The organism is Streptomyces sp. NPDC043812 (genome assembly GCF_056436245.1).
This window is the reverse complement of the sequence record NZ_JBWKCY010000021.1, coordinates 66062-79441: the sequence shown is the minus strand read 5'-3', so window position 1 is coordinate 79441 and position 13380 is coordinate 66062. Positions and strand designations below refer to the sequence as shown.

13 protein-coding genes and 1 riboswitch are annotated in these 13380 nt (G+C 70.7%); of the genes, 11 read left to right on the top strand and 2 right to left on the bottom strand.

Annotated features, from left to right (window positions below):
* Positions 1 to 39: 39 nt before the first annotated feature.
* Both AC067Z_RS27995 and AC067Z_RS27990 read left to right on the top strand, forming a co-directional pair.
* Positions 40 to 1323: an alginate lyase family protein gene (locus AC067Z_RS27995; protein ID WP_478792396.1), complete on the top strand. Its 1284-nt coding sequence runs from the start codon at positions 40 to 42 to the stop codon at positions 1321 to 1323.
* An 82-nt stretch (positions 1324 to 1405) separates the two neighbouring features.
* Positions 1406 to 1864, top strand: a complete 459-nt coding sequence (locus AC067Z_RS27990) for an acyl-CoA thioesterase (RefSeq protein WP_478792395.1) — start codon at positions 1406 to 1408, stop codon at positions 1862 to 1864.
* On the opposite strand, the gene AC067Z_RS27985 is transcribed toward AC067Z_RS27990, so the two are convergent.
* Positions 1824 to 3038, bottom strand: coding sequence for an MFS transporter (locus tag AC067Z_RS27985; protein WP_478792394.1), 1215 nt, complete (start codon positions 3036 to 3038; stop codon positions 1824 to 1826). The genes AC067Z_RS27990 and AC067Z_RS27985 overlap by 41 nt on opposite strands.
* Positions 3039 to 3144: 106 nt before the next feature.
* Here AC067Z_RS27985 and AC067Z_RS27980 point away from each other — a divergent pair, with 106 nt between their 5' ends.
* Positions 3145 to 4317: an ROK family transcriptional regulator gene (locus AC067Z_RS27980; protein WP_478792393.1), complete on the top strand. Its 1173-nt coding sequence runs from the start codon at positions 3145 to 3147 to the stop codon at positions 4315 to 4317.
* A gap of 114 nt (positions 4318 to 4431) precedes the next feature.
* Here the strand turns inward: AC067Z_RS27980 and AC067Z_RS27975 are convergent, their stop codons facing one another.
* The gene (locus AC067Z_RS27975; protein WP_478792392.1) at positions 4432 to 6762 is read right to left on the bottom strand and encodes a chitinase C-terminal domain-containing protein; all 2331 of its coding nucleotides are present in this window, start codon (positions 6760 to 6762) and stop codon (positions 4432 to 4434) included.
* A gap of 275 nt (positions 6763 to 7037) precedes the next feature.
* Positions 7038 to 7168: riboswitch (FMN riboswitch) on the top strand.
* 153 nt (positions 7169 to 7321) lie between these two features.
* Between AC067Z_RS27975 and ribD the strand changes: the two genes are divergently transcribed.
* From ribD to AC067Z_RS27935, 8 genes are all read left to right on the top strand, one after another.
* The gene (gene ribD, locus AC067Z_RS27970) at positions 7322 to 8416 is read left to right on the top strand and encodes a bifunctional diaminohydroxyphosphoribosylaminopyrimidine deaminase/5-amino-6-(5-phosphoribosylamino)uracil reductase RibD (protein WP_478792391.1); all 1095 of its coding nucleotides are present in this window, start codon (positions 7322 to 7324) and stop codon (positions 8414 to 8416) included.
* Entirely contained in the window at positions 8417 to 9025 is a 609-nt protein-coding gene (locus AC067Z_RS27965) for a riboflavin synthase (RefSeq protein ID WP_478792390.1), read from the top strand. It abuts the gene before it with no gap.
* The gene (locus AC067Z_RS27960) at positions 9022 to 9675 is read left to right on the top strand and encodes a nicotinamide mononucleotide transporter family protein (RefSeq protein WP_478792389.1); all 654 of its coding nucleotides are present in this window, start codon (positions 9022 to 9024) and stop codon (positions 9673 to 9675) included. Before AC067Z_RS27965 ends, AC067Z_RS27960 begins: the two co-directional genes overlap by 4 nt.
* A 91-nt stretch (positions 9676 to 9766) precedes the next feature.
* Complete coding sequence (locus tag AC067Z_RS27955) at positions 9767 to 11053, top strand: bifunctional 3,4-dihydroxy-2-butanone-4-phosphate synthase/GTP cyclohydrolase II (RefSeq protein ID WP_478792388.1); 1287 nt, start codon at positions 9767 to 9769, stop codon at positions 11051 to 11053.
* A gap of 31 nt (positions 11054 to 11084) precedes the next feature.
* Positions 11085 to 11570, top strand: coding sequence for a 6,7-dimethyl-8-ribityllumazine synthase (gene ribH / locus AC067Z_RS27950; RefSeq protein ID WP_478792387.1), 486 nt, complete (start codon positions 11085 to 11087; stop codon positions 11568 to 11570).
* Positions 11571 to 11603: 33 nt separating this feature from the next.
* Entirely contained in the window at positions 11604 to 11876 is a 273-nt protein-coding gene (locus AC067Z_RS27945) for a phosphoribosyl-ATP diphosphatase (RefSeq protein ID WP_030951748.1), read from the top strand.
* Positions 11877 to 11925: 49 nt separating this feature from the next.
* The gene (gene hisG, locus AC067Z_RS27940) at positions 11926 to 12774 is read left to right on the top strand and encodes an ATP phosphoribosyltransferase (protein WP_478792386.1); all 849 of its coding nucleotides are present in this window, start codon (positions 11926 to 11928) and stop codon (positions 12772 to 12774) included.
* 15 nt (positions 12775 to 12789) lie between these two features.
* Positions 12790 to 13248 carry a PH domain-containing protein gene (locus AC067Z_RS27935; RefSeq protein WP_478792385.1) on the top strand — a complete coding sequence of 153 codons (459 nt, stop codon included), beginning with the start codon at positions 12790 to 12792 and terminating at the stop codon, positions 13246 to 13248.
* The last annotated feature ends 132 nt before the right edge of the window (positions 13249 to 13380 follow it).

Here is a 13380-nt window from a genome sequence, read left to right as displayed (position 1 = left end):
CGTCCATGAATCTCGTTCACATACATGTCGGAGCGTGTGATGACCGGAAGACCTCGACGGCGAAGGGGAGCTCTGCTCGGCGTGCTGGCCGTGTGCGCCGCCCTTCTCGTCCCGGCGGCCTCGTCCCAGGCCGCCGCCCACGAGAACGCCCGGGTACCCAGGACCGTTGTGCTCGACGGGAAGCGGCTCCAGCAGGCCAAGGCCCGGCTCGATCGCGGCGACCCGGCTCTGCGTCGCGCGGCGAGGGACCTGGTCGCCCGCGCCGACGGATTGCTCGGGCAGGGGCCCTGGACGGTCGTGGACAAGCCGCGGCCCGCTCCCAGCGGTGACGCCCACGACTATCTGAGCCAGGCGCCCTACTGGTGGCCCTCGCAGCCCAAGACGCCCGAGAATCCCTGGGGTTGCCCGTACGTGCAGCGCGACGGCGAGCGCAACCCCGAGGTGGACACCGGCACGGACCGCCCCGACATCGGCAGGGTCGTCGACTCCGCCTACACGCTGAGCCTCGCCTGGTACTACACGGGTGAGCGGCAGTACGCGGAGCATGCGGCCACTGTCCTGCGCACCTGGTTCGTGGATCCGGCGACGCGGATGAACCCGAACCTGAACCACGGGCAGTTCATCCCCTGCAAGTACGAGGGCAGGGCCATCGGCATCATCGACTTCTCGCAGCAGTACACCAGCGTCCTCGACGCCATCGCGATCCTCGAAACCGGCGCCCCCGGCTGGGCCCGTGGCGACAGCGCCGGCATGAGGGCCTGGAACGCCTCGTTCCTGGACTGGCTGGTGAACTCCCCCTTCGGCAAGCAGGAGGCCGCCGCCACCAACAACCACGGCACCTTCCACGACATGCAGGTCGCCGCTCTCGCGCTCGCCACCGGCGACCGCGACCTTGCGCGCCGGACGGTGCAGGAGGCCAGGTCCAGGCGCATCGACCCGCAGATCGCGGCCGACGGCAGCCAGCCCCAGGAACTCGCCCGCACCCGCAGCTGGCACTACTCCACCTTCGATCTGGTCGCCTACACCCGGCTCGCCGACATCGGCCGCCATGTCGGCGTGGACCTCTGGTCGCACCGGGGGCCCGACGGGCAGAGCCTGTTCAAGGCCGTCGACTACCTGCTGCCCGCCGCCACCGGGGCCGCCGCCTGGCCGCATCCCGAGCTGGAGTTCTATCGGTACGCGGCGAGCGACGTCGTGCACGCCGCCGCCGACGCGGGGGACCGCAGGGCGAAAGCCGCCCTTCCCCGCCTCGAGGCACCGCCCGGCGGGGACCTCTGGGCGCTGCGGCCGGCCGCCGAACAGCTCGACTCGATCGCGGGCTGACGGTTCGCCCCGGCGGGGGCGGCTTCTGAGCGGCTGCTTAGGATGAAACGATTTCAGCCAAGCGCCGCTCAGGAGTTCCGCCGTGACCACCGAAGCCCTGCCCGTCCCGGCCGCCGCCCACGGCGTCCTCGTCCCGGTCGCCGTCCATTTCGACGACCTCGACGCGCTGGGCCTCCTGCACAACGCCCGCTACCCGCTGCTCGTGGAGCGGGCCTGGGTGACGCACTGGCAGGCACGCGGCTTCGGCTTCGAGGGTGACTGGGCCGCGGCCGGCGACGCCTGCAACGCCGTCAAGGAGCTCCGTATCGGCTACGAGCAGCCGGTGACCCGCGCCGGTGCCTACGCCGTCCACCTCTGGCTCGAACGACTCGGCCGTACCGGTCTCACGTACGGATTCCGTTTCTGCTCGGCCGACGGCGCCACGACCTACGCGCAGGGGGCCCGGGTCCTCGTCAGGCTGGACCCGGGCACCCTGAGGCCCGCCCCGTGGAGCGAGCGCTTCAGGGATGCCGGTCGGGAACTGCTGCGTCCGCAGAGCTGACCGTCACCCTCTCCCGCCCCGCGGTGCGCAGGACGCTCGCGCCGAGGACGAGGCCCAGCGCCAGCACGGTCACCAGGCCGAACGAGACCATCAGGCTGGTCGCGTCGGCGACCGCGCCGATCGCCGACGGGGCGATCAGCCCCGAGGTGTACGTGATGGTGGCCACGCCTGCGATGGCCTGGCTCGGATTCGGGCCGCTGCGTCCGGCAGCCGCGAAGGCGAGCGGGACGACGACCGCCACACCGAAGCCGATCAGCGCGAAGCCGCACATCGCCACCGCCGGATGCGGCGCGACGACCACCAGCAGCCCGCCGGCCGTCGCCAGTACCCCGCCCACCCGCACGGTGCGCACCGGTCCGAACCGGTCCACGATCCGGTCGCCCGCGAGCCGTGCCACCGCCATCGTGAGCGCGAACGCCGTCGTCGAGGCGGCCGCGAGGCCCGGCGACGTGTCCAGCTCGTCCCGCAGATACACGGCGGACCAGTCCAGGCTCGCGCCCTCCGCGAACACCGCGCAGAACCCGATGGCACCGATGACCAGTGCCGACCTCGGCGGCAGCGCGAACCGGGGCGGCGCCTCCTCGTCGGGTGCGCTGCGCAGGTCCAGTACGCCCTGGCACGCGATCAGCCCCAGCGCGGTGAGCACCACGGCCGCCAGGGCGTGATGCAGTCGGGCATCGCTGCCCAGATGCGCGGCGAGCGTGCCGCCCGCCGACCCGATCAGGGCACCCACGCTCCACATGCCGTGCAGGCCGGACATGATCGAGCGGTCGAGGCGGTTCTCGATCTCCACCCCCAGCGCGTTCATCGCCACGTCCGACATCCCGGCGGTCGCGCCGAACGTGAACAGCGCGGCGCACAGGACGAGCAGGTTCGGCGCGAGGGACGGCAGGATCAGGGCGAGCGTCCACAGCGCGAGCAGTCCGCGCAGGGCCGTGCGCGCGCCGAAGCGATGGCTGACCGCTCCGGCGAGCGGCATCGCGACGGAGGCCCCGAGTGCCGGGAAGGCGAGCGCGAGCCCGAGCTGGCCGGCGCCGATCCCGGCGTGGTCCTGGATCCACGGAATGCGGGTGGCGAAGCTTCCGGTGACCGCGCCGTGCACACAGAAGACGGCGGCCACGGCGAATCGGGCGCGCTTCAGCTGTCGCAGCCCGACGACCGACTTGCTCGACATGCGGATACCCCTCCCCGAGAACGTGAGCGGTAAACTATCAGGAACCCTGCCTGATAAATAGTGGGTTCACGTCGTGGCTCTCGCGCCGTCTGGAAGGATTCCCGGCATGCCCGCATCTCCGAGCACCGCCCGGGCCATCAACGACCGCCTCGCCCTGGAACTGCTCCAGGAGGAGGGCCCGTTGACGGCAGGCCAGCTGAAGACCATGACCGGCCTCTCCCGGCCGACCGTCGCCGACCTGGTCGAGCGCCTCCAGGGCTCCGGACTCATCCGCGTGGTCGGTGAGGCGGGCGCCGAACGCCGCGGCCCCAACGCCCGCCTCTACGGGCTCGTTTCCGACCGGGCCCATCTCGCCGCGCTCGACGTCCGCACCGAGGGCGTCACCGTCGTCGTCACCGATCTGCTGGGTACGACACTGGCCGAGGCGTCCCTGCCCATCGGCGACGACACCGGCACCGAAGCTGCCGCGGAACGGGCCGCCGCCCTTCTGGAGCGCACCGTCCGCGAGGCCGGCGCCCTCCGGCTGCACAGCGTCGGTATCGGGGCGCCCGGCCTGATCGACCCCGCCAGCGGCGAACTGCGCGCGACGAGCGGCCTGCCCGCCTGGCACCGTCACCTCGTCGGCGCCCTCCAGGAACGGCTGCCCGCCCGCGTGATCGTCGAGAACGAGACCAACCTCGCGGCCCTGGCCGAACAGCGACTGGGCGCCGCCCGCGACCGGGAGACGTTCGCCTTCCTCTGGCTGGGCCACGGGGTGGGCGCGGGCCTCTTCCTCGACGGCAGGCTGCGCAGGGGGGCGTCGGGCGGCGCGGGCGAGATCGGCTTCCTGCCCGTCCCGGGCACGGGCGGCGTTCCCTCGGCCGTCGACTGCGACGGGGGCTTCCACTCACTGGCCGGATCGGCGGCGATCTGCGCATTGGGGGAGCGGCACGGGATCGCGGCACCGGCCGACGGCCCGGAACCGCGGGCCGCAGGAGTGGTGTCGGCGGCCGTCGCGGCCGACCGCACGGACTTCCTCGACACACTCGCGCACCGCCTCGCGCTTGGTGTGTCCGCGATCGTCTCCGTGCTCGACCCGGGCTGTGTGGTTCTGGGCGGCGAGGTGGGCCACGCGGGGGGCGCGGCGGTGGCCTCGCGGGTGCAGACGCGGATCGCCTCGATGTCCCCGCTGCGGACGGAGGTCAGGGCCGGGGCGCTGGGAGGTGCGGCGGTACTGCGGGGCGCGCTGCTGACGGCGCGGGACGCGGCGCAGCAGGAGCTGTTCGGGCGGGGGGCGTAGCCGCCGGTGTCCGGGGCGGAGCCGGACGGGGGCGGGGCGCCCCCGTCCGGCTCCCGAAGGGCCCGGCGGCGGCAAGGGCCGTTGATCCGCCGCCGGGCTGCTCGTACAGGAGCGTCAGCAGGCGCCGAGGTCCTGCCAGACACCCCACTCACCTGTGGTACCCGGCTCCTCGCCCTTCGTCCACCACTTGGACTTCCACGTGTGCGATCCGTGGGACACGCTCGTCCCCGACCCGTACTCGGCTGTCGCCGTCCAGGCAGGCGCGCCGCATGCGCCCGGCGAAGGCGTCGGTGTCGGCGAAGGCGACGGGCCCGGGTCCGTGCCGCCGCCGGGCTCCACCACCGACGTGCCGCGCGCCAGGTCACCCGCCAGGGCGTACGTCTTCCCGCCGAAGCTCACCGTCCAGTTCGACGGTGTCGATGTCGGCAGGTAGTACACGAAGTCCAGCGACACCGAGGCACCCGGAGCCAGCGTCTGCCACGCGGGCAGCTTGAGCGACACCCGGTTGAAGTCACCGTCGAGTCCGCCGGTGTTGCTGCCGGTGTGGTCGCTGCGGACTATCGTCGTGCCGAAGCCGGACTGGTCCTTGGCGTTCGCGGGTGCGGACGTCGCGTAGTCGAACTGGAACTCCGTTCCGCCCGGCAGCGTCGCCGCCGTGTTGTTGGTGATCGTGAGCTTCGGGCTGATCGGATAGTTCGAGTCGCCCAGCGGGAACTGCCCGAAGTCCACGTCGATGTCGAGGGCTTCGGCCGGCAGCGCCGAGTTCGAGCGCTTCGCGCCGTACGGGGACGCCGACTTGAACTTCTCGTACATCGTCGTCGTGAGCGTGTCGCCGGTCTCGTACTGCCCCTTGGCCGCGTTCCAGTCGTAGTCCCCGGCCAGTTCCCAGACCATGGTGCCGCCGATGCCGCGGTCCACCACGTAGTCCGCCTTGACCGCGACCGACTGCTCGTCCTCCGTGGACAGGAAGACCTTCTTCTGCGCGTTCCAGAGCCACGGTGCGACGAGGGTCGAGTCGTACCGGCGGGCATACGTACCGGTCAGCTGGGTGCCCGCCGGGAAGCCGTACTGCGTGACGTAGTCGCCGACCACACCCTTCTCGAGGTTCTTCGCGTGCCACATGGGGTTGGATCCCGCCGGGGACTCCTTGCCCGCCGTGTCCTTGTCGTGCCAGAGGTTGTCGATGCCGACGGCCCCGTCGCCGCACTTGGTCAGACCGGCGCCCGCCGGGCACTCGGTCGACGGCGCCCGGCCCCACAGCCCGTCCGTGCCGCCCTGCACGTTCTTGAAACCACGTGTGTAGTACGGCAGTCCGATGTTGATCCGCCCGGCCGGCATGGACCCGCGGAAGTAGTGGTACGCCCAGTCGGTGTTGAGATAGCCGATCCCGCCGTACTGCGAGGTCGAGTACACGCCTGCCGCCGCCAGCTCGGCGTCCTTTCCGTCGTCGAACAGCGAGGCGTTCGGCCCGACGTACTCGTTCCACGCGCCGTGCAGGTCGTACGACATGATGTTGACGTAGTCCAGGTATCTCTGGACCTGGAAGGTCTCCATGCCGCGCAGCAGATAGCCGGACGAGGGCGCCGCCACCGTCAGCAGGTAGTGCCTGCCGTCCGCCGCGCCCGCGCGGTCCAGCTTCTCGCGCAGGCTCTTCATCAGCGCCGCATAGCCCTTGACCAGGCCGGCCCGACGGGCGTTGGAGATCGAGTGGTCGAGCGGATTGCCCGCGTCCTTCATGGTCGTGGGGTACTCGTAATCGATGTCCACACCGTTGAAGCCGTACTTCTTGATGAACGCGACCGCCGAGTCCGCGAAGGTGTCGATGCCCGCCTGGTTCACCGAGCCGTCGGCATTGGTCGCCATCGCGTAGAAGCCGCCCGAGTTCACGCGGGTGCCGCCGCCGTCGAAGTACCCGCCGGTCTCCGCCCAGCCGCCCACGGAGATCAGCGTCTTCACGTGCGGGTGCTGCTTCTTGTACTTCGTCAGCAGGTTGAAATGGCCCTTGTACGGCAGAGCGGGGTCCATCTCGGCCCCGGCCACGCCCGGCCAGGTCATGCCCGTCGCGGCGTTGTTCGCGCCGTCGGCGCCGACGGAGAGCTTGTTGGCCGAATCGATGTGTCCGAAGGCGTAGTTGATGTGGGTGACCTTGTCCCACGGGATGTCGGACGCGAGATAGGCGGGGGCGCCGTCCTTGCCGGTCCGCCAGCCGGTGAAGTAGCCGATGACGCGGCGCTGGTGGTCCGCGCCCATCGTCTCGCGGCCCTCGGTGTCGTAGACGGAGCAGTACGGGACGTCGACGCCCGGCGTGGAGTAGAGCCCGTCGGGGCGACAGGTCTCCTGGGAGGCGGCGTGGGAGACGCCTGCCGAGAGGGAGCCGGCCAGCAGCGCGGCGGCGGCTGCGCCGGCTGCGAGCATCGATGCTCTCCTGGGGGTGGGGGACTGCACGTTCAGTTCCTCCTGGTGGGGTCCCCGGCACGCCCGCCAGGGCGCCAAGGGGAGTTCGGCCTCGCACAACTGGCATGGGGGTACGTGCTGTTGGCCCGCCGGAGTGCGCACACCTGCGGGCCGATCCGCGGAGGTGTCGCAGAGATTAAAAGGACTAGACCAGTGCGTCAATAGGTCTGGACCAATCGATGTCACACCGGGGTCTGTGAGTCAGCCCACAGGATTCACCTGCATGGGTGAGGCTCCGGCGTGGCAGACTGGCCCTGTATCAGCAGCAGCGCACTCCGGGGTCGGTGCAATTCCGAACCGGCGGTTACAGTCCGCGACCCGTCCGCAGCCAGCGGCCGGTTGACCAGGTGAAATTCCTGGACCGACGGTTAAAGTCCGGATGGGAGGCAGTGCGCGGCGGGCGACCCTCATGGGTGCGCCGGCCGTTGTTGTGCGGATCGCCCCCTGTGGCGACCCGTCGACCGGTCTCGGCGTTTCCAGTGTGGTCCTCCCGCTCTCTGTCGTCATCGACAGGCCCCGGAGTCCGTGCCCGAAGAGGCAGGAGGACCCGGTGGCCACCGCAGCCGACACCGTCGCCATGCGCCGAGCCATTGCGCTCGCCGCCCGCGGACTCGGCTCCACCAGCCCCAACCCGGTCGTCGGGTGCGTCATCACCGACACCTCCGGGCGAACCGTCGGCGAGGGCTGGCACCAACGTGCCGGAGGCCCGCACGCCGAGATCCACGCCCTGCGCGAGGCCGGCGACCGGGCCCGCGGCGCCACCGCCTACGTCACCCTCGAACCCTGCAATCACACCGGCCGCACCGGTCCCTGCGCACAGGCTCTGATCGAGGCCGGGATCGCCCGCGTCCTCTACGCCGTCGCCGACCCGAACCCGCAGGCCACCGGTGGCGCCGAGACACTGCGCGCCGTGGGCGTCGAGGTCGGACACGGGCTGCAGGAGGCCGAGGCCGCGGCCGGCAACATCGCCTGGCTCACCGCCGTACGCCTCGGCCGCCCGCACGTCACCTGGAAGTACGCCGCCACTCTCGACGGACGCATCGCCGCGGCCGACGGCACCAGCCGCTGGATCAGCTCGCCCGAGTCCCGCGCCGACGTCCACCGGCTGCGCGCCGAGTCCGACGCGGTCGTCGTCGGCTCCGGCACGATGCGCGCCGACGACCCCCACCTCGCGGTGCGTGGCATCGAAGGAGCCACCCAGCCGCTGCGGGTCGTGATCGACAGCGATGCCCGCGCCGTGCGCCCGGGCGCACGTGTCCTGGACGGCGCGGCCCCCACCGTGATCGCCGTCGCCGACGACCTCGAACCGGAGGAGTTGCTCCGGACCGGCGCCGGAGAGCTGTGGACCCTTCCGCGAGGATCCGGCGGCCTCGACATCCCCGAGCTGCTGCGCACCCTGCACGAGAGCGGCATCCGCTCCGTACTCCTCGAAGGCGGGCCGACCCTCGCCGGGTCCTTCGTCGCCCATCACGCCGTCGACCGCGTCATCGGCTACCTCGCCCCCGTACTCCTCGGCGCGGGTCCTGCCGCCCTCGCCGACGCCGGAATCACCACCATCACCGAAGCGTTGCGGCTCGACGTCACCGAGACCGTGCGCATCGGCCCCGATCTGCGCATCACCGCGACCGTCTCCAAGGGAGCTTGAGTGTTCACCGGAATCGTCGAAGAGCTGGGTGAGGTCACCGCCGTCGAGAATCTCGGCGACGCCTCCCGCTTCCGTCTGCGTGGCCCCGTGGTCACCGAAGGCGCCAAGCACGGCGACTCCATCGCCGTCAACGGTGTCTGTCTCACCGTCGTCGAGACCGGCGACGGTGAGTTCACCGCCGATGTCATGGCAGAGACGCTGAAGCGCTCCAGCCTCGGCGCACTCGCCACCGGCTCCCGCGTCAACCTGGAGCGGCCCATGGCCGTCGGCGGCCGGCTCGGCGGCCACATCGTGCAGGGCCATGTCGACGGCACCGGCACGATCGTCGAGCGCACCCCCTCGGAGAACTGGGAGATCGTCAAGATCTCGCTGCCCGGCGAGCTGACCCGGTACGTCGTCGAGAAGGGCTCCATCACCGTCGACGGCGTCAGCCTCACCGTCGTGGACGCCGGTGCCGACCACTTCACCATCAGCCTGATCCCCACGACCCTCGCCCTGACCACGCTCGGCATCAAGCAGCTCGGCGACCCGGTCAACCTCGAGGTCGACGTCATCGCCAAGTACGTCGAGCGGCTGCTCGGCGCGGACGCGAAGGAGAGCGCGAAGTGAGCGCGCTGAACTGGCTGAACACGGAGGCGTTCACGCTCTTCGGGCAGCACATCCTGTGGTCCGACATGATCGGCAACACGATCGGACTGATCGCGCTCGCCCTCGGCTGGCGGCGGTCCATCCTCACCTGGCCCGCGCAGCTGCTGTCCGGCGTCATACTCGTCGGCGCCTACGCCTCCGCCGAGCTCAGCGGCGGTGTCGGCAAGCAGCTCCTGGTCATCGGTGTCGCGGCCTGGGGATGGCGCCAGTGGACCCGCGGCCGGCAGCAGGCACAGGACGGTTCCCTGGCCGTCCGCTTCGCCACCTGGCAGGAGCGTGGCTGGCTGCTCGCCGGCGCCGCGCTCGGCACGCTCGCGGTCGGCGGCCTGTTCTCCGCCTACCCGTCGCTTTCGTGGAGCCCGTGGGCAGACGCGTACATCTTCGTCGGCACCCTGGTCGCGATGGTGGCCCAGGCGCGCGGCCTCGTCGAGTTCTGGTTCGCCTGGCTGCTGGTCGACCTGGTCGGCGTCCCGCTCGCCTTTAGCAGCGGCCTGGCCTTCTCCGGCCTGGTCTACGTGATCTACTTCGCCCTCGTCGTCTGGGGTGCCTACGACTGGTGGCAGCGCTCGCGCACGAGCGCCCGGCCCGCTCTGGAAGGAGCACTTTCGTGAGCGACGCACAGGCGGCCGCCGAGCCGCGGATGTCAAAGAAAGCCGCGCCGCTGCACCGCGCGGGTGGAGAAGCAACCAATTGGGGGACAGCATGACCGCACTGCCCACCTGGTACTCGTCGGACAGCATCGAGGACTTCTCCCTCGACCCCGTCGAGCAGGCCATCCGTGACATCGCCGCCGGCCGGCCGATCGTCGTCGTCGACGACGAGGACCGCGAGAACGAGGGCGACCTCGTCATCGCCGCCGAGAAGGCCACCCCCGAGATCATCGCGTTCATGATGAGCGAGTGCCGCGGTCTGATCTGCGCGCCGATGGAGAACGACGAACTGGAGCGCCTCGAGCTGCCCCAGATGGTTGGCCGCAACACCGAGTCCATGCAGACGGCGTTCACCGTCTCCGTCGACGCGGGCCCCGCCCACGGCGTCACCACCGGTATCTCCGCGGCCGACCGCGCCACCACCCTCCGGCTGCTCGCCGGAGGACAGGCCGGAGCGGGCGACTTCGTGCGCCCCGGTCATGTCTTCCCGCTGCGCGCCAAGCCCGGCGGTGTGCTCACCCGCCCCGGTCACACCGAGGCCGCCGTCGATCTCGCCCGCCTCGCGGGCCTGCGCCCGGCCGGCGCCATCGTCGAGATCGCGGGCGAGGACGGCGTCATGCTGCGCCTGCCCGAGCTGATCCCGTTCGCCCGCAAGCATGGACTGACGATCATCTCCATCGAGGACCTGATCGCCTACCGGCGCAGTTCCGAACCCACCGTCAAGCGCGAGGCCGAGGTGAACCTGCCCACCTCCTTCGGGCCGTTCACCGCCTACGGCTACCGCTCGACCGTCGACGGCGTGGAGCATGTCGCGCTCGTCCACGGCGACATCGGCGACGGCGAGGACCTGCTCGTACGTGTCCACTCCGAATGCCTGACCGGCGACATCTTCCACTCGCTGCGCTGCGACTGCGGGCCCCAGCTGCATGCCTCCATGGAGCGGATCACCGAGGCCGGGCGCGGGGTGGTCGTCTATCTGCGCGGCCACGAGGGCCGCGGCATCGGGCTGCTGTCCAAGCTCCGCGCCTACGAGCTCCAGGAGCGCGGCCGGGACACCCTGGACGCCAATCTGGAGCTGGGGCTGCCGGCCGACGCCCGCGACTACGCGGCCGGCGCGCAGATCCTGGGCGACCTCGGCGTACGAAGCGTGCGGCTGATGACCAACAACCCCGACAAGATCGCCGCGGTCTCCCGGCACGGGCTCACCGTCCTCGGACGCGAGCCGATGCCCGTACAGGCCGGTGAGCACAACCTCCGCTACCTGCGCACCAAGCGGGACCGGATGGGGCACGACCTGCCCTGGCTCGACGCCCCCGCGTCGGCCTGCGGCAACCAGTAGAGCGACGTAGACCAGCAAGCTGAGGAGAGAGATGAGCGGCAAGGGCGCGCCCGAACTGAGCGTGAAGAACTGCGGCGACCTGCGGGTGGCCGTGATCGCGGCGCAGTGGCACGAGAAGATCATGGACGGCCTCGTCGACGGCGCCCTGCGCGCCCTGCACGAGCTGGGCATCGACGAGCCGACGCTGCTCCGTGTCCCGGGCAGCTTCGAGCTGCCCGTCGTCGCCAAGGTCCTCGCCGGCCGCGGCTACGACGCGATCGTGGCGCTCGGCGTCGTCATCCGCGGCGGTACCCCCCACTTCGAGTATGTGTGCCAGGGCGTCACCCAGGGTCTGACCCAGGTCACCCTCGACACCGGTGTCCCTGTCGGCTTCGGCGTACTGACGTGCGACAACGAGGAACAGGCGCTGGACCGGGCCGGACTCGAAGGCTCGAGCGAGGACAAGGGGCACGAAGCGGTCACCGCGGCCGTGGCCACCGCGACCATCCTGCGTTCAGTATCTGAACCCTGGCGCTGAGGAGAACCCACTTCCGCGTAGGGTGGGACCACCATGTCCAAGAAGACGTTCGAGGAGCTCTTCACCGAGCTCCAGCACAAGGCCGCCAACGGCGACCCCGCAACCTCCCGCACCGCCGAACTGGTGGACAAGGGCGTGCATGCCATCGGCAAGAAGGTCGTCGAAGAGGCCGCCGAGGTCTGGATGGCCGCCGAGTACGAGGGCAAGGAAGCCGCCGCCGAGGAGATCTCCCAGCTGCTGTACCACGTCCAGGTGATGATGGTCGCGCGCGGGATCTCCCTCGACGACGTCTACGCCCACCTCTGAGCACTCCCGTCCACACGTACACACCACGCGAACAAAGGAAGCCCGTCTCATGCTGCGCATCGCCGTCCCCAACAAGGGTTCACTGTCCGGACCTGCGTCGGCGATGCTCCATGAGGCCGGCTACCAGCAGCGCAAGGAGTCCAAGGAACTCGTCCTCGTCGACCCCGAGAACGAGGTCGAGTTCTTCTACCTGCGCCCGCGCGACATCGCGATCTACGTGAGCTCCGGCCGGCTCGACATCGGCATCACCGGCCGGGACCTGCTGCTCGACTCCGGGGCGAACGCCGAGGAGATCCTGCAGCTCGGCTTCGCCCGTTCGACCTTCCGCTACGCCACCAAGCCCGGCACCGCGAAGGGCGTCGAGGACTTCGGCGGCATGACGATCGCCACCTCGTACGAGGGCATCGTCGCCAAGCACCTCGCCGACAGCGGTATCGACGCCTCCGTCGTCCACCTCGACGGCGCCGTCGAGACCGCGATCGAGCTCGGCGTGGCCCAGGTCATCGCCGACGTCGTCGAGACCGGCACCAGCCTGCGCAACGCCGGGCTGGAGGTCATCGGCGAGCCGATCATGACCTCCGAGGCCGTCGTCATCCGGCGGACCGGCGCCGACACGCAGGACCCCCAGGTCCAGCAGTTCCTGCGCCGCCTCCAGGGCGTCCTCGTCGCCCGCAGCTACGTGATGATGGACTACGACTGCCGCGTCGAGAACCTCGAACAGGCTGTCGCACTCACCCCCGGACTCGAGTCCCCGACCATCTCCCCGCTGCACCACGAGGGATGGGTGGCCGTCCGCTCCATGGTCGCCGCCAAGGAGGCCCAGCGGATCATGGACGACCTGTACGCGCTCGGCGCCCGGGCCATCCTCACCACGGCCATCCACGCCTGCCGGCTCTGAGGAACCGCCGACACCATGTCCGCAACCGCATCCCAAGGCCCCGCGCTCCCGGTCACGTTCAGGCCGACCCGTACCCGGATCGTCCTGCTGACCGTGGGCTCGGTGATGTGCGCCGTGCTCATCGCCGTCACCCTGCTCCTCGACCGGCTCAGCCCGCCGGAGCAGGTCAGCTTCATCTTCACCGCCCTCCTCTTCTTCGGCGTTCTCGCCCTGCTCAGCAGGCCGAGGGTCGTCGCCGACGAGGAGGGTGTGACGGTCGTCAACCTCACCCGCACGCGCCGGCTCGTCTGGGCGGAGATTCTGCGGGTCAATCTCCGACCGGGTGACCCGTGGGTCTTCCTCGACCTCAGCGACGGCACCAGCCTGCCCGTCCTCGGCATCCAGCCGGGTGTGGCCAAGGCACAGGCCATCAACGACGCCCGTGCCCTGCGCGCCCTCGTCGAGGCTCGCGGCACCCGGCTGGACGAGTCGTAGGCCACTCCTCTGCCCCGGTCGGCCCTGGCTTGATTAGTCTGGTGGGCGGCGGCGCCAGGTGCGCCCCGCCCCGCACACAGGGGAAGCCTGGTGGATCAGGGCCGGACCGGCCGCGATCCACAGGACAAGCCC

Bases quoted from the DNA above. Each gene is read 5' to 3' on its own strand.
- AC067Z_RS27995 (WP_478792396.1), top strand. From the start codon at position 40: ATGACCGGAAGACCTCGACGGCGAAGGGGAGCTCTGCTCGGCGTGCTG.
- AC067Z_RS27985 (WP_478792394.1), bottom strand. From the start codon at position 3,038: ATGTCGAGCAAGTCGGTCGTCGGGCTGCGACAGCTGAAGCGCGCCCGA.
- AC067Z_RS27980 (WP_478792393.1), top strand. From the start codon at position 3,145: ATGCCCGCATCTCCGAGCACCGCCCGGGCCATCAACGACCGCCTCGCC.
- AC067Z_RS27955 (WP_478792388.1), top strand. From the start codon at position 9,767: ATGACCGCACTGCCCACCTGGTACTCGTCGGACAGCATCGAGGACTTC.
- ribH (WP_478792387.1), top strand. From the start codon at position 11,085: ATGAGCGGCAAGGGCGCGCCCGAACTGAGCGTGAAGAACTGCGGCGAC.
- AC067Z_RS27945 (WP_030951748.1), top strand. From the start codon at position 11,604: ATGTCCAAGAAGACGTTCGAGGAGCTCTTCACCGAGCTCCAGCACAAG.
- hisG (WP_478792386.1), top strand. From the start codon at position 11,926: ATGCTGCGCATCGCCGTCCCCAACAAGGGTTCACTGTCCGGACCTGCG.
- AC067Z_RS27935 (WP_478792385.1), top strand. From the start codon at position 12,790: ATGTCCGCAACCGCATCCCAAGGCCCCGCGCTCCCGGTCACGTTCAGG.